The organism is Chitinophaga fulva (genome assembly GCF_012927205.1).
GTDB lineage: Bacteria > Bacteroidota > Bacteroidia > Chitinophagales > Chitinophagaceae > Chitinophaga > Chitinophaga fulva.
The window spans coordinates 2,319,442-2,339,189 of the sequence record NZ_JABBGC010000001.1 but is presented as its reverse complement, the minus strand read 5'-3'; the positions used below and the strand labels follow the sequence as shown (position 1 = coordinate 2,339,189).

General features: G+C 49.5%; 17 protein-coding genes, 1 tRNA gene and 1 riboswitch. Of the genes, 6 read left to right on the top strand and 12 right to left on the bottom strand.

Annotated features, from left to right (window positions below; genetic code table 11):
* Positions 1-40: 40 nt before the first annotated feature.
* On the bottom strand, positions 41-940 hold the full coding sequence (gene lipA / locus HHL17_RS09790) for a lipoyl synthase (protein ID WP_168869667.1): 900 nt from the start codon (positions 938-940) through the stop codon (positions 41-43).
* Between the two features lie 36 nt (positions 941-976).
* Positions 977-1,813, bottom strand: a complete 837-nt coding sequence (locus tag HHL17_RS09785; RefSeq protein ID WP_169224540.1) for a hypothetical protein — start codon at positions 1,811-1,813, stop codon at positions 977-979.
* A gap of 187 nt (positions 1,814-2,000) precedes the next feature.
* Here HHL17_RS09785 and HHL17_RS09780 point away from each other — a divergent pair, with 187 nt between their 5' ends.
* The gene (locus tag HHL17_RS09780; protein ID WP_169224539.1) at positions 2,001-2,408 is read left to right on the top strand and encodes an OsmC family protein; all 408 of its coding nucleotides are present in this window, start codon (positions 2,001-2,003) and stop codon (positions 2,406-2,408) included.
* 251 nt (positions 2,409-2,659) lie between these two features.
* On the opposite strand, the gene HHL17_RS09775 is transcribed toward HHL17_RS09780, so the two are convergent.
* On the bottom strand, positions 2,660-3,946 hold the full coding sequence (locus HHL17_RS09775) for a DUF2851 family protein (protein ID WP_169224538.1): 1,287 nt from the start codon (positions 3,944-3,946) through the stop codon (positions 2,660-2,662).
* Between the two features lie 129 nt (positions 3,947-4,075).
* Positions 4,076-4,193, top strand: a riboswitch (SAM riboswitch).
* Between the two features lie 182 nt (positions 4,194-4,375).
* On the opposite strand from HHL17_RS09775, the gene HHL17_RS09770 reads away from it, so the two are divergent.
* Positions 4,376-5,554, top strand: a complete 1,179-nt coding sequence (locus HHL17_RS09770) for a trans-sulfuration enzyme family protein (RefSeq protein WP_169224537.1) — start codon at positions 4,376-4,378, stop codon at positions 5,552-5,554.
* Positions 5,555-5,614: 60 nt separating this feature from the next.
* Positions 5,615-6,796, top strand: a complete 1,182-nt coding sequence (locus tag HHL17_RS09765; protein WP_169224536.1) for a homoserine dehydrogenase — start codon at positions 5,615-5,617, stop codon at positions 6,794-6,796.
* Between the two features lie 330 nt (positions 6,797-7,126).
* Here HHL17_RS09765 and HHL17_RS09760 read toward each other — a convergent pair whose 3' ends face one another.
* The 4 genes from HHL17_RS09760 to HHL17_RS09745 all read right to left on the bottom strand — a co-directional run bounded on the left by HHL17_RS09760 (position 7,127) and on the right by HHL17_RS09745 (position 10,062).
* The gene (locus tag HHL17_RS09760) at positions 7,127-7,696 is read right to left on the bottom strand and encodes a Maf family protein (protein WP_169224535.1); all 570 of its coding nucleotides are present in this window, start codon (positions 7,694-7,696) and stop codon (positions 7,127-7,129) included.
* 25 nt (positions 7,697-7,721) lie between these two features.
* Complete coding sequence (locus HHL17_RS09755; RefSeq protein ID WP_262889027.1) at positions 7,722-8,690, bottom strand: geranylgeranylglycerol-phosphate geranylgeranyltransferase; 969 nt, start codon at positions 8,688-8,690, stop codon at positions 7,722-7,724.
* Positions 8,677-9,198 (bottom strand): KdsC family phosphatase, encoded by a 522-nt coding sequence (locus HHL17_RS09750; RefSeq protein ID WP_169224533.1) that lies wholly within the window; start codon positions 9,196-9,198, stop codon positions 8,677-8,679. The genes HHL17_RS09755 and HHL17_RS09750 overlap by 14 nt, the downstream gene beginning before the upstream one ends.
* 99 nt (positions 9,199-9,297) lie before the next feature.
* A complete protein-coding gene (locus HHL17_RS09745; protein WP_169224532.1) occupies positions 9,298-10,062 on the bottom strand; it encodes a Rossmann-like and DUF2520 domain-containing protein in 765 nt (254 codons plus the stop codon).
* 343 nt (positions 10,063-10,405) lie between these two features.
* On the opposite strand from HHL17_RS09745, the gene topA reads away from it, so the two are divergent.
* Positions 10,406-12,760 (top strand): type I DNA topoisomerase, encoded by a 2,355-nt coding sequence (gene topA, locus HHL17_RS09740; RefSeq protein WP_169224531.1) that lies wholly within the window; start codon positions 10,406-10,408, stop codon positions 12,758-12,760.
* 27 nt (positions 12,761-12,787) lie between these two features.
* Positions 12,788-13,660, top strand: a complete 873-nt coding sequence (locus HHL17_RS09735; RefSeq protein WP_169224530.1) for a transglutaminase-like domain-containing protein — start codon at positions 12,788-12,790, stop codon at positions 13,658-13,660.
* A 168-nt stretch (positions 13,661-13,828) separates the two neighbouring features.
* On the opposite strand, the gene HHL17_RS33365 is transcribed toward HHL17_RS09735, so the two are convergent.
* The 5 genes from HHL17_RS33365 to HHL17_RS09710 all read right to left on the bottom strand — a co-directional run bounded on the left by HHL17_RS33365 (position 13,829) and on the right by HHL17_RS09710 (position 17,074).
* Positions 13,829-14,062, bottom strand: a complete 234-nt coding sequence (locus HHL17_RS33365; protein WP_206155953.1) for a hypothetical protein — start codon at positions 14,060-14,062, stop codon at positions 13,829-13,831.
* Between the two features lie 87 nt (positions 14,063-14,149).
* Positions 14,150-15,463, bottom strand: a complete 1,314-nt coding sequence (gene der, locus HHL17_RS09725; protein ID WP_169224529.1) for a ribosome biogenesis GTPase Der — start codon at positions 15,461-15,463, stop codon at positions 14,150-14,152.
* Between the two features lie 36 nt (positions 15,464-15,499).
* Positions 15,500-16,369, bottom strand: coding sequence for a GTPase Era (gene era, locus HHL17_RS09720; protein WP_169224528.1), 870 nt, complete (start codon positions 16,367-16,369; stop codon positions 15,500-15,502).
* 116 nt (positions 16,370-16,485) lie between these two features.
* A tRNA-Met gene (locus tag HHL17_RS09715) sits at positions 16,486-16,557 on the bottom strand.
* Between the two features lie 109 nt (positions 16,558-16,666).
* Positions 16,667-17,074, bottom strand: a complete 408-nt coding sequence (locus HHL17_RS09710) for a single-stranded DNA-binding protein (RefSeq protein ID WP_169224527.1) — start codon at positions 17,072-17,074, stop codon at positions 16,667-16,669.
* A 273-nt stretch (positions 17,075-17,347) separates the two neighbouring features.
* On the opposite strand from HHL17_RS09710, the gene HHL17_RS09705 reads away from it, so the two are divergent.
* Positions 17,348-19,723, top strand: coding sequence for a TonB-dependent receptor (locus tag HHL17_RS09705; protein ID WP_169224526.1), 2,376 nt, complete (start codon positions 17,348-17,350; stop codon positions 19,721-19,723).
* Positions 19,724-19,748: the final 25 nt, after the last annotated feature.

Sequence of the window (19,748 nt, the reverse complement as noted above, 5' to 3'; positions counted from 1 at the left end):
ATTGGGTGGATTTTAACAATTGATTGAAATTCTTTCCCGGTCATCCTTTATTACGACCGCTGAAAATATGTTTCTCCGCATGATAGGAAGATCTTACTAACGGTCCTGCTTCTACGTAGTCGAGTCCCATGTTGTAACCGATCTCACGTAACTCGGCAAATTCATCCGGGTGAACGAAGCGGACTACCGGCAGATGTTTGGGTGTCGGTTGCAGGTACTGGCCCAGCGTTACTACATCACAACCATTATCGTAGAGGTCCTGCATGGCCTGTACCACTTCTTCTTTGGTTTCGCCCAGTCCCAGCATGATACCGCTCTTGGTGCGCATACCACCTTCTTTCAGGCGGCGGATCACTTCGAGGCTGCGGTGATATTTGGCTTGTATTCTTACCTGTTTGGTGAGGCGTTCCACTGTTTCCAGGTTATGGGAAACGATTTCGGGTGCCACATCGATAATGCGCTGCAGGTTTTCCCACTGGCCACGGAAATCCGGGATGAGGGTTTCCATGGTGGTTTCCGGGTTCAGCGCCCTTACGGCGTTGATGGTATTGGCCCAGATAATGGAACCGCCATCTTTCAGCTCGTCCCTGTCTACGGAGGTGATCACCGCATGTTTTACTTTCATGAGGTAGATGGCTTCGGCTACACGCTGCGGCTCATCAAAATCCACGGCTTCCGGACGGCCGGTGGCTACGGCACAGAAACCGCAGCTACGGGTACAGATATTGCCCAGGATCATGAAAGTGGCTGTGCCGGCTCCCCAGCATTCGCCCATATTGGGACAGTTGCCGCTTTCGCAGATGGTATGTAATTTATGGGTATCTACCAGGTTTCTTACCTGCTTGTAGTTCTCGCCTATCGGTAACTTAACGCGCAGCCAGTCTGGCTTCTTCACTCTGGTGGTGGCTGGTTCTGCTGCTATAACGGGTAGTTCTTGCATCGTTAACTCCTTTCTTTAAAAAAACAAAGTTAACATTTATCTCCTATTCCAGCGCTTACCAAATTGCAAGCTGACATATGCATTAAAAAACAACTGTTTATCTTTCTGTTCTGCCATAATCTGTATCTTTTTTGAATACATTTCGGCATTTACGCCTACCTCAAGGGCGCTGACGATTTCATTGAAATGGGCCCAGTCAAAACGGAGACCTGCCCGAGCATGCAGACCGGGAACAAAATCCAGGTCACCCCACCCTTTGCCAAATCCGGCAGCACCAATGATCTTGTCTTCTTTGAGGAAGTTATTATTGGGATCGTTGACGTCGTATTTCACTTCTTTTTCAGGCCCTTCCTGGCTTTTCACCCGCAGATAGTACGGCTTTAACAGCCCAAAGGTGATGCCGCCATAATAGATAGCGTCTACCTCTACCCCGTTTTTATTGGCTTTGCCCCCAATCAGGTAACGCTGACCGATACCCAGCTTGGCCTGGTAGAAGTTATTCACTTTACCATATATAAAAGGCCTTTCTGTAAAGGAAAAGCCGCTGCCGCCATTGCCCTGGCGCTTGGTTTCTTTAGGGTCCTTTTTCTCTGCAAACTCAAACTGGAAATAATTCACCACCTTCCTGCTTTTGCGGTAGCCCATTTCAACAAAGCCGGACCAGCCATCGGTATTCAGTCGGGCGCCTGCGGAAAAGTCACGCTGAAACAGGTTCTCCCCTTCTTCCTGTTCCCGGAAAATAGAGATCCGTTTCAGTTTACGCTGTTCTTTTTCGCTTTTCTTCGAGGAGGACGTAGATTCCCGGCCTGTTGTTTGTGCGTACAACCCGCCGCTGATGGTTGCTAAAAATAGGATGATGTATAATTTCTTCACAGTGAATGGGCTATTATTGTAATAAATAAACGCTTGAACAAAGGTATTGTTATATTAATATTACAAACGTACCTAATTTTTTTTGAGTTTGCCAGGCCATCTTCTCCGGTCTTCCTGATCTACTAAAAATACACTTATTTTACGGTTGATATCAAACAGCAAAAACATCTTCTAAAAATAAAAAATTATGGCAACAGCTGAAATTATCTATAACGGCGATCTGAGAACCACCGCTACGCACCTGAAGTCCGGCACTGTGATTGAAACCGATGCCCCGGTAGACAACCAGGGCAAAGGCGAGCGCTTTTCCCCTACCGACCTGGTAGCCACCGCGCTGGGCAACTGCATGCTCACCATCATGGGCATCAAAGCGAGAGACAACAACTGGAACATCGAAGGCACCAAAGTCACCGTCACCAAGATCATGGGCACAGAACCGCGCCGCATCACCGGTATCACGGTGGTTTTTGACATGCCGGCCGGCCATAACCTTGGCGAAAAAGAAAGGACCATCCTGGAAAGGTCCGCCCATACCTGCCCGGTAGCCTATAGCGTGCATCCGGATATTAAGCAGGACGTTACCTTCAACTGGTAAACAGCGTATCTCCTTAACTGGTAAATCCATACAAAGAAACAGCCTGAAGAACATCGTAGCCCAGGGCTTCAGCCCTGGGAACGGGAATGGGAAACGAAATGGGAATGAAAATCAAAATGGAAATCCATCCGCCATTATCTATCATTCATGATCCCAGGGCTGAAGCCCTGGGCTACGATGTTCTTCAGGCTGTTTAGTCAGCGCTGTTCCTTTCTTTTATCCTTAGTCCCTTTAGCATAATTTTCTCTTCTCTAATTTCTTTGCGAGATAATCCGCGTCCCCACGGCACATTCCAGGCATCTCTTCTGTTCACAATAGTACTGCTTCAGCTCCAGCATGGCCTGGGAGCCCAATGCCTGCCCCGGCGCTACGCCCAGCTGCTCCCATTCGCGGATGATGTGATTGTCTTCCGGCGGCAGTTCCTGCAACAATGACAACGCCAGCTCCTGGTAGTCAGGCTGTTGCCCGTACCGGCCATACAGGTGCATCAATGGCAGCACACTGTTGATCAGCACGGCGTGCAATGCCTGCCGCCCCGGCTGGTGGGCGCGTCGCACAGGATGCTCAAACCGGTAATGGGTATGCCAGTACGGTGACGGGGGTACGAAAAACAGCTGCTCCAGCTGCCGCCGGGCTGCTACTTCCAGCATAGCGGTAAACAGGCGGCGACTGCGCTGCAGCAACGCCGCCAAAGCAGCGATGCGCATAGACGGGAAGGATGACGGCCGCATCCGCAGCCACCGCCAGCCATGGGCCGGCAACGGTTCCAGCCGGTGCTGCTGCCGTAGCTGCCGGTATTCCTGCTGTAACTGTAAAGGATATACGTCGGAAAAGGTCTCTTCCAGCATACCGGCCTGCCCAAACAACAAGGCTTCCGTGGCCAGCGGGCGGTCATGGTACTGCTGTAACAGCCGGTAGGGCAGCGACTGTGCCAGCGCCAGGAAAGCGGGTGCATTGACTGGTGCGCCGTAGCTGCGGGCCACCGCCCAGTAGCAGGTCTCCTCCCAGTTGTGGCGGTTGACCGACAGCCAGTGCAACAGCTCCCGCTGCCGCCGCTCCCAGCGCTCCGCCAGCAGCCTGTCCTGCCACGATGTCCACACCAGCGGCGGCACCCGGCCGACATGAGCACTGCAAGGCACAAAAGCAGCCGACTGCCGCAGTTCTTCGTAACGCTGCAATAACAGGTTGGAAATGTAGGGCTGCAGCTCCAGACAACGTATATGCCCGCCAATACCGGCCGGCAGATCATGTACATACACCACATGCAGGATGATATGCCCATACTGCGCGTTGCCGGCATGGCCATGGCGGTACCAGTCAGATGAGCGCAAATGCAGCTCCACCGGGCCTGCCCATAAAATAGCACCGATTTTTATCCGGGCGCCCGTAAAATCAGGGCCGCTATGATGATGGTGGGTACCGGGGTTGATCACCTGTACTGGTTCACCGGTGGTGGTCACCAGGCCTTCATGCCGGTACAGGCGGCACTTCCAGATATGCTGGAACAGCGCTTCCGAGAGCGGGGGGTTAACGTGCATAAGATATGGTTGGTCAGTAAAACAATGTCACTAAAGATACTGAAACACGAGCGCACCGAAAATAAATTTGTGCATCAAATTTGGAAAATTGATAAAACTGCTGTTACCTTTGCACCCAGTTCTTAACATCACTTATCCAGAAAGGCGGAGGGACTTGGCCCTGCGATGCCTTAGCAACCATTCCAGACCAGCATTGGTCGGAAAAAGGTGCTAATTCCTGCCCCGGTGTACCGGGGAAAGATAAGTTGGCAGAGATTATCCTTCACCAGATATATACTATTGATTAATAGCTCTTCCAACACCCGGAAGGGCTTTTTTTATGCCTTCTCCCCACCCACTTCCTGGAAATAAGGTTGTTAAAGTAGATTTTTAATGATAAAGTTGCAGCAAACTGCGTGACCTTCGTGACATCATTAAAATTTTATTAACATGAAAACAGCTACACAACTGATTCATAGCATTCCGGTAGACGAACTGACAGGCGCCATTTCAGTGCCCATCTATCAGACGTCCACCTTTGTGCAGGAATCACCGGGCATCAATAAGGGTTTTGAATTTTCGCGGGCCAACAATCCCACGCGTAAAGTGCTGGAAGAGCTCATCTGTAGCCTGGAAGAAGGATATGCCGGCTTCGCCTTCGCTAGTGGCATGTCTGCCATCGACGCCGTTCTCAAACTGCTGAAATCCGGCGACGAGATCATGGCCGTGGAAGATACCTATGGTGGCATCTTCCAGATCTTCAACCACATGTTCGAACGCTTTGGCATCAAAGTAAATTTCGTGGACACCAGCAACCTGGACAAGGTATTGGCCGCTATCACGCCCCAAACCCGTATCATCTGGCTGGAATCCCCCACCAATCCTACTTTGCGCGTCTCTGACATTAAATCTGTCAGCAAGATCGCCAAACAACACAATATCCTGCTGGCGGTAGACAACACCTTCAGTACCCCGCTGCTGCAACAGCCACTGACACTCGGTGCGGACATCGTTATCCACAGCGCCTCCAAATACCTGGCAGGCCACTGTGATGTGATAGCCGGACTGGTAGTGGTGAATTCAAAAGCACTGGCCGACCAGATACGGTACAACCAGAACATCTCCGGCAGCATCCTGAGCCCGTTTGAAGCATGGCTCACCATCCGCGGCATTGAAACCCTCTACCTCCGGTTCGAGAAACAATGCAGCAACGCCAGCGCCATCGCTAACTGGCTCGCCACGCATCCGGCTGTGGACAAAGTGTTCTATCCCGGACTGGCCACCCATAAAAATCATCATATTGCCCGCAAACAGCAGAAGAACTACGGCGCGCTCGTCAGCTTCTCGCTCAAAGCTGACAATATTAAAAATGCCATCCGCATCGTAAACGCTACCAAGCTGTTTAAACTAGCGGAAAGCTTCGGCGGCGTGAAAAGCATGCTGGCCCACCCGGCCACCATGACACACCGCACCATCCCGGAAGAATTCCGGAAAAAAACAGGCCTGCAGGACTCCTGCATCCGACTCTCTGTAGGGATCGAAGATGCAGAAGACCTCATCAACGACCTGAAACAAGCGCTGGATAAATTAAATCATCCGGCCGGCAAACAAATTACTGTTTTACAATAGCTGTCAGCCCCGGCTACCCGCCAGGAACACTGATAGCACCAACCAATTATGAACTAAAGTATGGAAAACAAGATCATCAATCTGGGTATTTTCGGTTTCGGCGTAGTAGGCCAGGGCCTGTATGAGGTATTGAACAGAACCAAAGGTATTAATGCACGTATCAAAAAAATCTGTATTAAAGACCCCAACAAATCAAGACCTATCGACAGTAGCTATTTTACAACGGATAAAAATGAAATCCTTGAAGATCCTACTATCGACGTAGTGGTGGAGCTGATCAACGATACAGAAGCCGCCTTCGATATCGTAAGCACCGCCCTGCGCAACGGCAAAGCTGTTGTCAGCGCCAGCAAACGCATGATCGCGGAAAACCTGCCGGCACTGTACGAACTGCAGTCAGCCAACAAAGTACCTTTCCTGTACGAAGCTTCCAGCTGCGCTTCTATTCCCATTATCCGCAACCTGGAAGAATACTACGATAACGACCTGCTCAACGCAGTAGAAGGTATCTGTAACGGCTCTACGAATTATATCCTCACCAAAATATTTGAGGAAAACCTCAGCTTCGAGACAGCCCTTCAACAGGCGCAGGACCTGGGTTTTGCCGAAACAGACCCCACCCTCGATATCGAAGGCTACGATCCGAAATTCAAACTCGTGATCCTGCTGCTCCATGCATTCGGCACTTTCGTGAAACCCGAAGAAGTGTACAACTTCGGTATTCACCACCTCAACGATTTCGATATCCAGTTTGCCAAACAACGCAACAGTACCGTTAAACTGATCGCGCAATGCCGCCGCCAGAACGGAAGCGTGTTCGCCTATGTACTGCCGCACCTCGTAAAAGAGCATAACCTGCTGTACGATGTGTACAACGAATACAACGGCATCCTCCTCGAGAGCGCATTCACCGATAAACAGTTCTTCGTGGGCAAAGGCGCCGGCGGTACCGCTACCGGCAGCGCTGTACTGTCAGACATCTCCGCCCTGCTTTACAATTACCGTTATGAATACAAAAAAATCAAACAGAATAACCAACCCAATTTCACCAACGATGTGAAACTGAAAGTGTACCTGCGCTACAAAACACCCGATCAGGTAGACCTGGCCGAGTTCTTCAACATCTCTGAAAAATATGAATCACCAGAATGGAGATATGTAGTGGGCACTATCAACCTGCAGAAACTGAAAGAAGCAGGCTGGCTGAAAAAGAAAGACGTTAACCTGTTGGTCCTCGAATAAAACATTGGTGCCTTAGGCACAACCAACCACATATACGGGCCAATCCTTTAGGATTGGCCTATTTTATTTCGGCGTCCCAGGGCTGAAGCCCTGGGCTACGTTGTTATTCAATTTCTTTCTGATGAAGGGCCTGTTATTTAGGTGTGAATACCATTTGGGGTAAGGTGTTATTCAATGGCTTTCTGATGAAAGAGCCCGCCTTTCAGATGTAAATAGCATTTGGGATAAGATGTTATTCAACTCTTTTCCAATTAAGAACCTGAATAACAACGTAGCCCAGGGCTTCAGCCCTGGGAACCTGGGAAACGATGTTGGGTGAAAACGATATGATCAGATTCGATTAAGCTCTTCCGCCACTTTGCTGATAGGCAGTCCCATCACATTATAAAAACAGCCATGGATACTATCGATGCCTACTGCGCCAATCCATTCCTGGATAGCATATGCGCCGGCTTTGTCGTATGGTTTGAAATGATCCACGTAGTAGGTTACCTGTTCTGTGGTGAGTGGCTTAAAATGTACGGTAGTTGTTTGGGAGAAAGTTTTTTCATTGCCATTACGGCGGATCACCACACCCGTGATTACCCGGTGTTCGCGGCCGCTAAGCGCTGTCAGGATACGCACCGCATCATCACGGTCTTTCGGTTTGCCGATGATGATATTGTCCAGCACCACCACGGTATCTGCTGCAATGATGATTTCTTCCGGTTTGCACAGCGCCATAACAGCTGCTGCTTTCTGTTGCGCGATATGAACGGGAATCTGTTCAATCTCCAGTCCGGCAGGATATGTTTCTGCTGTTTCCACCACTCTCACTTCGAAGGGAATACCCGCCTGTTCCAACAATTGTTTTCTGCGGGGCGACTGGGAAGCCAGCACTACAGGAGCACCTTTATACATGTTGATATTTTCGAATTTTGTTATGCTACAGGAAGCATTTGAAAAAGATCATCGATAAAATTCCGGTCAGCATCACCCATTTTACGACGGAGCTGACACGGTGATAATGTTCTGGCAGGTGTGCTTTTTTCAACAACGTATAGGCATATACGCAGGGGGCCTGTACCAGCAGCACCAGGTAGCCGATAGCCATGTACCAGCCCAGCAGCCATACCCTTACCTCCACCGCGATAATGGTCACCTGCAACGCCAGCAACAGCATATTGCACAGTCTTTTCGCCGGCAGCACGCCCCAGATAATGGGAATGGTACGGCAACCATCTTTGCTGTCGCCGATCATGTCTTCCAGGTCTTTCACGATTTCGCGCACCATAGAGATAATGAAGGCAAACAACGCATATACGCCAATGATCTGTATCAGTTTACGGCCGGTAGGCGACATGATGGCTTCAAAGCTTTCGTAGATCTGTTTCTCGTAAAAGCCTACCACCGATACCGACAGGGCGGTCAACAGCGAGATGATCACGTTACCGATCAGCACCTGCCGTTTGAAGGAGGTGGAATAAAACCAGAGCAGCAGGGAGCAGATCACCTGCGTAAAGCCCAGGTATATCTGCCCTGTTTTCCAGGCCACGATAAAGCCGAGCGACACGCCAGCCATATTAAATATGGTATGCCAGGCCATGGCCCAGCGGCGGCTGATGATTTTGTCCAGCACCATCTTGTCCGGTTTATTGACAATATCGATGTTGATATCAAAATAATCATTGATGATATAACCCGCAGCCGCGATCAGTACCGTGGAGAGGCTTAACAGTACGAACTGTACCACCGAGAGGGAGGGCTCTTCGCCGCTGCTGTGCAACACCGGCTCCACCACGCAATACTGTAACAGGAACTGGGTAAGGGCAATATAAAGGAGGTTGGGATATCTCACCAGCTTAAAAAACGCAGCCCAGAGCTTCATAGTGTTCTGTTTATTATTTCGATGCAATGCCTTCGTCCATCAGCCAGTGATTGTTGAGCTTCAGGACTTTTTCTATTACTTCCCGCACACAACCTTGTCCGCCTGCAACCGGGGATATATACCGGGAGATGCTTTTGATCTCGCTGGCCGCGTCAGCAGGACAGGTAGGCAGGGCTACCAGTTGCATCACCTGATAGTCAGGGATGTCGTCGCCCATGTACAGTATTTGTTCCCAGGAGAGGTCATGTTCAAACACATAATCCTGGAGTTTTTCTTTTTTATCGTGTATGCCGGTGTAGATATCGGTGATACCCAGGCCTTGCAGCCTGCTGACCACACTCTCCGATTTTCCGCCGGAGATGATGACCACCCGGTATCCCTTTTTCACGGCCAGTTGTAAGGCGTAACCGTCTTTGATGTTCATTTTGCGTGACATTTCCCCGCCGGGCATTAATTGCAGTGTGCCATCCGTCAGTACCCCGTCCACATCCAGTACGAATGTGGTAATGGGCTTGAATAAAGCTAGTACGTTCATCTGACAAATGTAATTACGAATTACCAATTTAGGTTGCCCGGAATTACATTTAATTATTTCAACATACCATACCAGGCACGTTTGACATTGTTGTCATTGTTATTTTTTATGCAGCTGGTAGATGGCTTCACTCATGACTTCGTATACCCGTTTCAGCTGTTCGTTGCCGGCCAGCAGGGTACGGTGCAGCGCCATGGTCGTTTCATCGTTACGGAGCGCCGGACCTGTCTGCACTGTTTCCGGGGCATGTCTCTCGAGCCGGTCGAAGGTCTCCTTAATAATAGGTTGCAGCAGGGAGAAATCCAGCTGTTCCCGGTCACAAAAAGCTTTCGCTTCGGCAAAGAGGTGGTTGGTGAAGTTATTGCACAGCACTGCGGTGAAGTGGTACTTCAGGCGCTGGTCCGAATCGGCGATGGTGATGCGGGAGGCGATGCTGCCGGCAACGGCCTGGAGGCGTTTCAGCACCTCGTCATTGCCCGCTTCCAGCATAATGGGTATGGGCGGGTAGTTTTTGAGCTCTTTACGGATAGACTGCAGCGGGTACAGCACCCCGGTGTTGATCGATATCCGGGAGATAGCGCTCAGAGGCACAGCGCCGGCAGTATGCGCCACGATCCGCTTGCCCAGGCGGAGCTGATCATTCAGTTCCGGGATGGCCGCATCGCTGACCGCCAGCAGGTATACGTCTGCGTCCATATTAATATCCATCAGGTCAGTGGTAAAAGTGGAGTTCAGCATCTCCGACAGCTCCCTGACATGTTCAGGATTGCGACCTACCACCTGCTTGACCTGGTGGCCATGCAGTTTTAACAACTGTCCGAAGCAATGGGCCACATTTCCGGTACCAATGATTACTATATCCATAAACTAAAAATACGAATTACGGGTTATGAATAGCAAATTACCGGTGACAATTACAAATTAAGATGTTCTGGAACGGATGGTTATTAATGAGCCTTTCGGTCAAATTAAATCAATTAGTTATATGAAAAAGTTTAAATGGGGGAGATTTCTATATAATAATAAGGACAAAACCGCCCTCATTCGTAATTCACCATCCGTAATTCGTCATTGGTAACCGGTAATTCGTAATTTTACCAAGGGCCCTTATTTTTTATTTTGAAGGACCTTTTATATAATTGCAAAATTCTATTAGTATTTATTTTACGATTTTTTACGTATTTAGCAGCATATTAAAGAAGCATACATGGCAAAAAATTTAGTTATAGTAGAGTCCCCGGCAAAGGCCAAGACCATTGAAAAAATTCTGGGCAAGGACTTTGAAGTCAAATCCTGCTTCGGGCACATCCGTGACCTGGAGAAGGACGACATGGGAATAGACATCGAAAATAACTTCAAGCCGAAGTATGTAATCCCGGAAGATAAAGAAAAGGTGGTAAAGGACCTCAAGAAGCTGGCGAAGGAAACCGATGAGGTTTGGCTGGCAACGGATGAGGACCGTGAGGGGGAAGCCATTTCGTGGCATTTGTGCGAGGTACTGGGCCTCGATCCAAAGGAAACCAAACGTATCGTATTCCACGAGATCACCAAACCGGCCATCGAAAACGCAGTACAGCACCCGCGCAAGCTGGACATGGACCGGGTAAATGCACAACAGGCCCGCCGTATCCTCGACAGGATCGTGGGTTTTGAGCTTTCTCCCGTGTTATGGCGTAAAATGAGCATGCGTAACTCCCTTTCTGCCGGCCGTGTGCAGTCTGTAGCAGTACGCCTGATCGTGGAAAGAGAGCGGGAAATCAACGGTTTCACCGCCGTTAGCACCTTTAAGGTAGAGGCATGGTTCACTGGCAAAGACATCAACGGCAAAAACATCTCCTTTAAGGCCGAAGGCCCCAATAAATTTAAAACAGCGGAAGATGCGGAGAAATTCCTCAAAGAATGCGTAGCAGCTGTCTATTCCGTTAAAGATATACAGGTAAAACCCGGCAAAAAATCACCTGCCGCCCCTTTCACCACTTCCACCCTTCAACAGGAAGCCAGCCGCAAACTGGGATACAGCGTGTCTAAAACCATGCTGCTGGCCCAGAAGCTGTATGAAAGCGGTTTTATCACCTACATGCGTACTGACTCCGTGAATCTGTCTGATACAGCGATAACGGAAATCGAAAAAGCGATCAAAACCAGCTTTGGCGACCGCTACCATCAGTTCCGCAAATTCAAAAACAAAAACGAATCCGCCCAGGAAGCGCACGAAGCGATCCGCCCTACCTACATGGAAAACTCCACCGTAGACGACAGCGACACCCGCAAACTGTATGAACTGATCTGGAAACGTACCATCGCCAGCCAAATGGCTGACGCTGAACTGGAAAAAACCATCGCTAAAATCAATATCTCCACCAACAAAGAAGAGCTGACTGCCAGCGGTGAAGTATTGAAATTTGACGGCTTCCTGAAAGTATACATGGAAAGCCATGACGATGAAGATCTCAACGAAGACGATGCACAGGAAGGGTCACTGCCACCACTGGCCGTGAAACAAACGCTGGACCTCAGAGAAATGAAGGCCACCGAAAGATTCTCCCGCCCTGCGCCCCGCTATACTGAGGCCAGCCTCGTAAAAAAGCTGGAGGAACTGGGTATCGGCCGCCCGTCTACCTACGCGCCCACCATCACCACCATCCAGAAAAGAGGATATGTGGAAAAAAGGGACAAAGAAGGCATTAAAAGGGAATTCCGCATACTGTTGCTGAAAGCTGATCAAATCAGTCAACAGACAGAAAGCGAAAACACTGGTGCCGAAAAATCCAAACTGTTCCCTACCGATCTCGGCATGATCGTGACCGACTTCCTCAACCAGTACTTCAATTCCGTGATGGACTACGGTTTCACCGCTAAAATTGAAGAAGAGTTCGATGAAATCGCCAACGGCAAGAAGGTGTGGAATAAAATGCTGAAAGAGTTTTACAGCCCTTTCCATAAAGATGTGGAAAACACCCTGGAAAACGCTGAACGTGTAAAAGGCGAACGCCAGCTGGGCATCGAGGAATCTACCGGCAAGCCTATCGTGGCCCGTATGGGACGCTATGGCCCGATGATCCAGATCGGTAAGGTGGAAGATGAGGAAAAACCCCGCTTCGCCAAACTGAAAGCTACCCAGAGCATCGAAACCATCTCCCTGGAAGACGCGATGGAACTGTTCCGGCTGCCCCGCAACCTCGGACAGTTTGAAGATTCAGACGTGATCGTCAACATCGGCCGCTTCGGTCCATATGCACAACACGACAAGAAGTTCTACTCCCTCAAAAAGGAAATGGACCCATACACCGTGGAACTGGACGAGGTAGCACCGCTCATCGTGGAAAAAAGAGCTGCCAAAGACGAACGGACCATCAAAGTCTTTGAGAAGGAAAAAATCCAGATACTGAAAGGTCCTTATGGCCCCTATATCAAACAGGGCCTGAAGAACTTCAAGATACCGAAAGAGAAAATTGACACCGCTGCGGACCTGACCGTGGAAGAAGCCAAAGCCATCATCGAAGATGCCAAAGCCAATCCGCCTAAGAAAAAAGCGCCGCCGCGGAAGAAAAAAGCTGAATAACCCGTAACCGGGCATATTACATTGCGTATGCACGAAAACAAGGAAATAAATGCATTGTTCCACCTGCTGGATGATCCGGACCAGGAAGTATTCGACACCGTTGCCAGCAAAATTCTGCTGTACGGCAAGGATATCATTCCCAACCTGGAGAATTTATGGGAGAATACCGTGGATGAGTCCATACAGGAAAGGATAGAACTGCTGATCCACCGGGTCCATTATCAAGACCTGCAGGCGGCCTTGCGTGCATGGAGTTTGTCGGAGCTGCAGGACCTCATGCAGGGCGCTATCCTGGTGGCCCGTTACCAGTTCCCCGACCTGGTGCCTTCCCAGGTGCTTAACGAAATAGAACGTATTAAACGCAATATCTGGCTGGAGCTGAATAACTACCTGACACCGCTGGAGAAGATCAATGTGCTCAACAGCATGATCTATAATTACTTCGGACTGAAAGGGGAAGAAGTGTCCTATCAGCGGAAAAACCAGTTTTTTATCAACCAGGTGATAGAATCCAAAAAAGGAAATCCCGTTACCAACGGCATCATCTATCAAAGCCTGTGTGCTATGCTGGACCTGCCGGTATATGCGGTCAATATCCCCCGGCAGTTTATCCTTGCTTATTTTGATACGTTCATCGATTTTGATGAACCCGTAGACCCGGACGACCAGCGCATCCTGTTCTTCATTGACCCCATTCAGGGCCAAATCTATACCCAACAGGATGTAGATACTTACCTGAAAAGGGTTTCCGTACCATCCGTACCCTCTTATTTCAAACCGCAGTCCAACAAACGCATCATCCAGTTCCTGCTGGAAGAGCTGGCGAAATGTTTCCGGGATGATAAAGATGCCTACCGCCAGGATGAATTAAGCAACCTCGCCTCTCTGCTCGAAGAATAAAATCATTTATTCATTTAGCTATTTTTTCATTTAGCTATTGGGATTGTAGCGATCAAAAGAAATGATGAAATAATCAAATAAAAAAATATCTAAATAAAAAAGCCGATCGCATATGCGATCGGCTTTTTTATTCTTGCAAGAATTGATATTATTAGCAATAATATTCGCTTACTTAGCAGGAGTTGCAGCAGCAGCAGAATCAGCAGCAGGAGCTTTTTGAGCAGCAGCAGAGTCAGCAGCAGGAGCTACTACAGCAGCAGAATCAGTTGCAGCTGGAGCAACAGGAGCAGCGTTCATAGTGTCTACAGTTGTAGCAGTAGAGTCAGCAGCAGGAGTGCTACCACCGTTACAAGCTACGAAGAACATACCAGCTGCGATTGCAAATACAAATACTTTTTTCATTTTCAGTTTGTTTTATTTTTTTAAAACCGCCGCAAAGGTATTGAATAATTTCAGAATACAAAATCAATTCATTCCCTTTTTTTACGGTTATTTTTTCCGGAAAAAGATCCTCACTGGCACACCGCTGAAGTTGAAGTTGGTACGGAGCTGGTTTTCCAGGTAGTTCCTGTACGGGGTCTTCACATCATCGGGCAGGTTACAGAAGAAGGCAAACGCTGGTGTGTGCGTAGGCAGTTGCGTTACGTATTTAATACGGATGGGCACACCTCTCACTACCGGCGGGTGGTAAGCTTCGATCGCTTTCAGCATCACCTCGTTGAGACGGGAAGTCTGTACTCTGCGCAGGCGGTTCTCATAAACCTCCAGTGCAACTTCGATGGCTTTGAAGATACGTTGCTTTTCCACTACGGAAGTGAAGATGATGGGCACATCGGAGAATGGCGCCAGGCGGTTCTTCAGTTCCTTTTCGTAGTCGCGTGCCGTGTTGGTGCTTTTTTCCACCAGGTCCCACTTGTTGACCAGCACCACTACCCCTTTACCCTTACGGGCAGCGAGGCTGAAGATGCTGAGGTCCTGTGCGGTGATGCCTTTTTCAGCATCCAGCAGCAACATCACTACATCTGCCTCATCTACCGCTTTGATGGCACGGATCACGGAGTAGAACTCCAGATCTTCGTTCACCTTCTGTTTGCGGCGGATACCGGCCGTATCGATCAGGATAAAGTCTTTCTGGTACATATTGTACCGGGTATGAATAGTATCGCGGGTAGTACCGGCGATATCAGAAACGATGTTACGGTCTGCACCCACGAGGGCATTGAGCAGGGAGGATTTGCCCACATTTGGCTGGCCGATGATGGCGATTTTCGGCACATCAGCTTCCAGGTTAGGATCTTCCATTTCATCCGTGATATGGGACACCACGTCGTCCAGCAGTTCACCGGTGCCGCTTCCGCTCATAGAAGAGAGGAAAAAAGTTCTCTCAAAGCCGAGGCTGTAGAACTCGTTGGCTTCCAGCTGACGCTGGGCGTTATCTACTTTATTAACCACCAGGTATACCGGTTTGGAAGTACGGCGCAGCAGTTTGGCCATGTCAGAATCGAGATCGGTGATACCGGTCGACACATCTGTCATGAAGATGAGCACGTTAGCCTCATCCATGGCCACTTTTGCCTGTTTGCGGATTTCCCGCTCAAAAACATCATCGCTATTGGTCACAAACCCACCGGTATCGATCACGTTGAAGGATTTGCCGTTCCAGTCTGCGATACCGTACTGACGGTCGCGGGTAACACCGCTCTGATCGTCCACGATGGCGCGGCGCTGTTCCAGCAAACGGTTGAACAACGTTGATTTGCCCACATTCGGGCGGCCCACTATAGCTACTGTAAATCCAGCCATTGTATTATTATGATTACTACTTTTTAAAATTACTGACTAGTACCCATATTCTTTCAGGTACAGGTCATTATCTCTCCATTTGCCGCGTACTTTCACATACAGTTCGAGGAACACCTTGCGTTCGATGAATTTCTCGATGTCCTGTCTGGCCAGTGTTCCCAACTCACGGATGGATTTGCCTTTCTCACCGAGGATGATGCCTTTCTGTGTTTCGCGAGTAACGATGATCTCTGCCGTTATTTTCGTCAGTGTTTCCTTTTCCTGGTACTGCGTAACGATGACCGTTGTATGATAAGGGATCTCTTCCTCAAACAGCTGGAAGATTTTCTCCCGGATCATTTCCGCCACGAGGAAGCGTGTAGACTTGTCCGTTAGTGTATCGTCCGGATAGAAGGCGTTGCCTTCAGGCAGCAGTGCTACTATCTCCTGCATCAGTTCCTTGATACCTTTTTTCTGCCTGGCAGAGATAGGTACCACCACTTTTGCTTTGCCCCATGCTTTGGCTTTCTCCAGCAGCGTGTCCATATCCTCTTTGGAGAGGTTGTCCATTTTGTTGAGGATGAGGATGGCCGGTACTTTGAGGCGCAGGGAATCGAACAGTTCGAGGTTCTCTTCCAGCGAGTCTTTCGCGTCCATGATCAGCAGGGCCACGTCTGCATCTTCCAGGGCGGATTTTACCGCACCCATCATTTTCTCGTGCAGTTTGTATTTCGGGTCAATGATACCCGGGGTATCCGAGAATACGATCTGATAACCGGGCTCGGTGATGACACCGGTGATACGGTGCCTGGTGGTTTGCACTTTAGGGGATATAATAGCGAGCTTTTCGCCGATGATGGCGTTGAGCAAGGTACTTTTCCCCGCGTTGGGCTTACCGAATATGTTTACAAAACCTGCTTTGTGCATGACTATCTAATAAAGGCTGTGCTGCTTTTTCTCTAACTCAAACTTACGGAAATAAAAAAAGCCGAATTTCTTCGGCTCTTTTTGGTCTCTTAACCAGCGCTGATGCGCTTTTTTTGTAGCGAGGAGCGGATTCGAACCACTGACCTTCGGGTTATGAGCCCGACGAGCTACCTCTGCTCTACCTCGCAATGAGGGTGCAAAGATAGTATTATTTTCATTCGCACCAAATCTTTTTTCAAAGAAAGTCAAAAAGCCAACCATAACTGGTTGGCTTTCATATTGGAATGCATGTCTTTTTTAGAAGGGCAGATCATCGGCGGGTTGTTCCTCCACCAGTTCCTGTTCCGGAACGGCCGGGACCTCTACCGGAGCGGGACGGCGTTTCTCGTCATCCTTACGGCTGAGCAGCTGCATGTGGTACACCCGGAGCCTTACAGCCGCCGCGGGCTGGTCGGACTTGGTAATATACCCTTCCATCCGAGGGCCGCCTTCCACGTACACCAGCGTTCCCTGGTGCAGGTGCGCTGCCATCGTTTCCCGGTCCCATAAGGAGCAGTCCACCCAGGTGGTACGTTCTTCCAGTACCCCTTCACGGTTCCGGAAACGCTCATTAACGGCCACCGGAAAATTGAGCACCACGTTGCCGTTCACTTCTTTCCTGACAACATCCCGGCCCAGGTAGCCGATAAACTGAAGTTTCATCATCTCATAAAGATTTAATGGTTAAAAATTAAATACAAGATGATTGAGAGAAGTGTAAAAGGAAATTAAGCAATTTTTTGTTTCACACAAAGCCCGGCAAGAAAGCAAAGCCACAAAAGATGTTTTTTTGTTCTACCTTTGTTGCTTCGCAAGGATATCAACCGTTCCCTTACGATTTATGGGGTGCCTTACTTTTCAGGCTGAGATCACACCCACGGAACCTGGACCAGGTAATGCTGGTTAGGAATTTAAAAAACGAAAACAGACATACTAGAAATGAAACAGCTGATGTTGCTGGTGCTGCTGTCTATGGCAGGCACTTTACATGCACAATCCCTGGTTACTGGTACCGTTACCAGCAAAACCAACGGTAAGCCACTGGAAGGCGTTACCATATCTGTGAATCAAACCGGCGCCTTAACAGACCGGCAGGGGCACTTCTCTATTCATCTCCCTAAAAAAGGAAATTATACGCTACAGGCCAGCTATATCGGCTACAAATCGTACACCACAGCAATACAGTCCACCAACAATACACAGGTGGCCAACATCATCCTCGAAGAAACCGGTCTCCTGGTGAAACCGGTAGAGATCAGCAGTCTCCGTGCGGGTAAAAACGCGCCGTTCGTCAACAGCACGCTCACTGCCGCCGATATCAAAAAAGGCAATCTCGGCCAGGACCTGCCACAGCTGCTCGATCAGCAGCCCGGCGTAGTCACCAGTTCAGACGCAGGTACCGGTATCGGCTATACGGGCATGCGCGTACGCGGCTCCGATATCACCCGCATCAACGTGACCGTCAACGGTATTCCCATCAACGACGCGGAATCACAAGGCACCTTCTTCGTGAACATGCCCGACTTCGCCTCTTCTGTCAGCAGCATCGAACTGCAACGCGGCGTAGGCACGTCCACCAACGGCGCCGCCGCTTTCGGCGCCACGCTTAACCTCAGCACCAACGAATACCGCGAGAAAGCCTATGGTGAAATCAGCAGCAGCTACGGTTCGTTCAACAGCTGGAAAAACACCGTCAAAGCCGGTTCCGGCCTCATCAACGACCACTTCACCATCGACGCACGCCTGTCTAAAATCACTTCCGACGGATATATAGACCGCGCCACCTCCGACCTGCGCTCCTTCTATACCTCCGCAGCTTACATCTCGCGGAAAACAGCCATCCGCCTCAACGTTTTCTCCGGCAAGGAAAAAACCTACCAAGCCTGGAACGGCGTGCCCGAAGCACTGCTCAACACAAACCGTACCTACAACTCCGCCGGCACTAAAAAGCCAGGCACACCATACGACAACGAAACAGATAACTACCAACAGGACCACTACCAGCTATTCCTCAACCAGGAAATCAACTCCAGCCTTAACTTCAACGTAGCCCTCCACCTTACCCGCGGCCGTGGCTACTACGAACAATATAGAAACAACAGCATCCTCAAAGACTATGGCCTGCCACCTTACGAAGTCAACGGCGTGAAAATAGAAAGCACTGACCTGGTACGCCAACTGTGGCTCGACAACTACTTCTACGGCAGCGTTTTCTCCGTGAACCGTACCGGCAACAAATTCAACTGGAGCCTCGGCGGCGGCTGGAACCGCTACACCGGAGACCACTATGGCAAAGTGATCTGGGCTAAAGCCGGTATCGATAAAGACCACGAATACTATCGCTATCCCGCTGACAAAAATGATCTCAACGTTTACTGGAAAGGAGAATACAAAATCACCGAAGCACTGCGTGCCTTTGCCGAACTGCAATACCGCAACATCGCATATAACATGGACGGTTTCGAAGCCGCACCCACCTATATGCCGCACGTGAACTACAACTTCTTCAATCCCAAAGCCGGTATATCCTATTATCTCACGCCGCTCAGCCGTGTGTTCGCCTCCATCGCTATCGCGCACAAAGAGCCTAACCGTGTGGACTTCGAATCCAACTACGGCGTAGCCGAGCCCAAACCGGAAATACTCCGCGACGTGGAAGCCGGTTACTCCTGGAGCAACAATACCGTTTCCATGCAAGCCAATGTGTACTACATGAACTACAAAAACCAATTGGTGCAAACCGGTATGCTCACCGACGTAGGCGCCTACGTACGCACCAATATTCCTAAGAGTTATCGTGCAGGCGTAGAAGTGAGTGGCAACGTAAAGCTGAGCAATACCTTCACTGTCGGCGCCAATGCCGCCTTCAGCCAGAATAAAGTGCTGGACTACAACGCCGTTTCCTATGACAGCAACGGCGTTGTCCACACCCAAACCTACAATAAAACAGATATCTCCTTCTCCCCTTCTTTCGTAGGCGGCTATACGCTGACTGCCCGTCCGCTGAAAGGACTGACCGTTGACCTGATCGGTAAATACGTGAGCCGTCAGTATATGGACAACACGTCCAGCAAAACAGCGAGTCTGAACCCTTATTATGTGAACAACCTGCGCTTCAACTACGTAGTGCCGCAGCCGTTATTCCGGGAGCTGGGCGTGCAGTTGCTGCTCAACAATATCTTTGATGCGAAATATGAGCCGAATGGCAGTACTTATAACAGCTATGACCTGAAACAGAACAGGGTGGTGTATGATAATTACTATTATCCCATGGCAGGGTTTAATTTCTTTGTGGGGGTGAATGTAGGGTTTTAACTCTTTATAAAATGTAAAAAGGCCA

Excerpts from the sequence above, each read along its gene's own strand:
- topA (WP_169224531.1), top strand. The coding sequence starts at position 10,406 with ATGGCAAAAAATTTAGTTATAGTAGAGTCCCCGGCAAAGGCCAAGACC.
- HHL17_RS09775 (WP_169224538.1), bottom strand. The coding sequence starts at position 3,946 with ATGCACGTTAACCCCCCGCTCTCGGAAGCGCTGTTCCAGCATATCTGG.
- der (WP_169224529.1), bottom strand. The coding sequence starts at position 15,463 with ATGGCTGGATTTACAGTAGCTATAGTGGGCCGCCCGAATGTGGGCAAA.
- HHL17_RS09750 (WP_169224533.1), bottom strand. The coding sequence starts at position 9,198 with ATGAACGTACTAGCTTTATTCAAGCCCATTACCACATTCGTACTGGAT.
- HHL17_RS09735 (WP_169224530.1), top strand. The coding sequence starts at position 12,788 with ATGCACGAAAACAAGGAAATAAATGCATTGTTCCACCTGCTGGATGAT.
- era (WP_169224528.1), bottom strand. The coding sequence starts at position 16,369 with ATGCACAAAGCAGGTTTTGTAAACATATTCGGTAAGCCCAACGCGGGG.
- HHL17_RS09705 (WP_169224526.1), top strand. The coding sequence starts at position 17,348 with ATGAAACAGCTGATGTTGCTGGTGCTGCTGTCTATGGCAGGCACTTTA.
- lipA (WP_168869667.1), bottom strand. The coding sequence starts at position 940 with ATGCAAGAACTACCCGTTATAGCAGCAGAACCAGCCACCACCAGAGTG.
- HHL17_RS09780 (WP_169224539.1), top strand. The coding sequence starts at position 2,001 with ATGGCAACAGCTGAAATTATCTATAACGGCGATCTGAGAACCACCGCT.
- HHL17_RS09710 (WP_169224527.1), bottom strand. The coding sequence starts at position 17,074 with ATGATGAAACTTCAGTTTATCGGCTACCTGGGCCGGGATGTTGTCAGG.
- HHL17_RS09745 (WP_169224532.1), bottom strand. The coding sequence starts at position 10,062 with ATGGATATAGTAATCATTGGTACCGGAAATGTGGCCCATTGCTTCGGA.
- HHL17_RS09760 (WP_169224535.1), bottom strand. The coding sequence starts at position 7,696 with ATGTATAAAGGTGCTCCTGTAGTGCTGGCTTCCCAGTCGCCCCGCAGA.
- HHL17_RS09765 (WP_169224536.1), top strand. The coding sequence starts at position 5,615 with ATGGAAAACAAGATCATCAATCTGGGTATTTTCGGTTTCGGCGTAGTA.
- HHL17_RS09770 (WP_169224537.1), top strand. The coding sequence starts at position 4,376 with ATGAAAACAGCTACACAACTGATTCATAGCATTCCGGTAGACGAACTG.
- HHL17_RS33365 (WP_206155953.1), bottom strand. The coding sequence starts at position 14,062 with ATGAAAAAAGTATTTGTATTTGCAATCGCAGCTGGTATGTTCTTCGTA.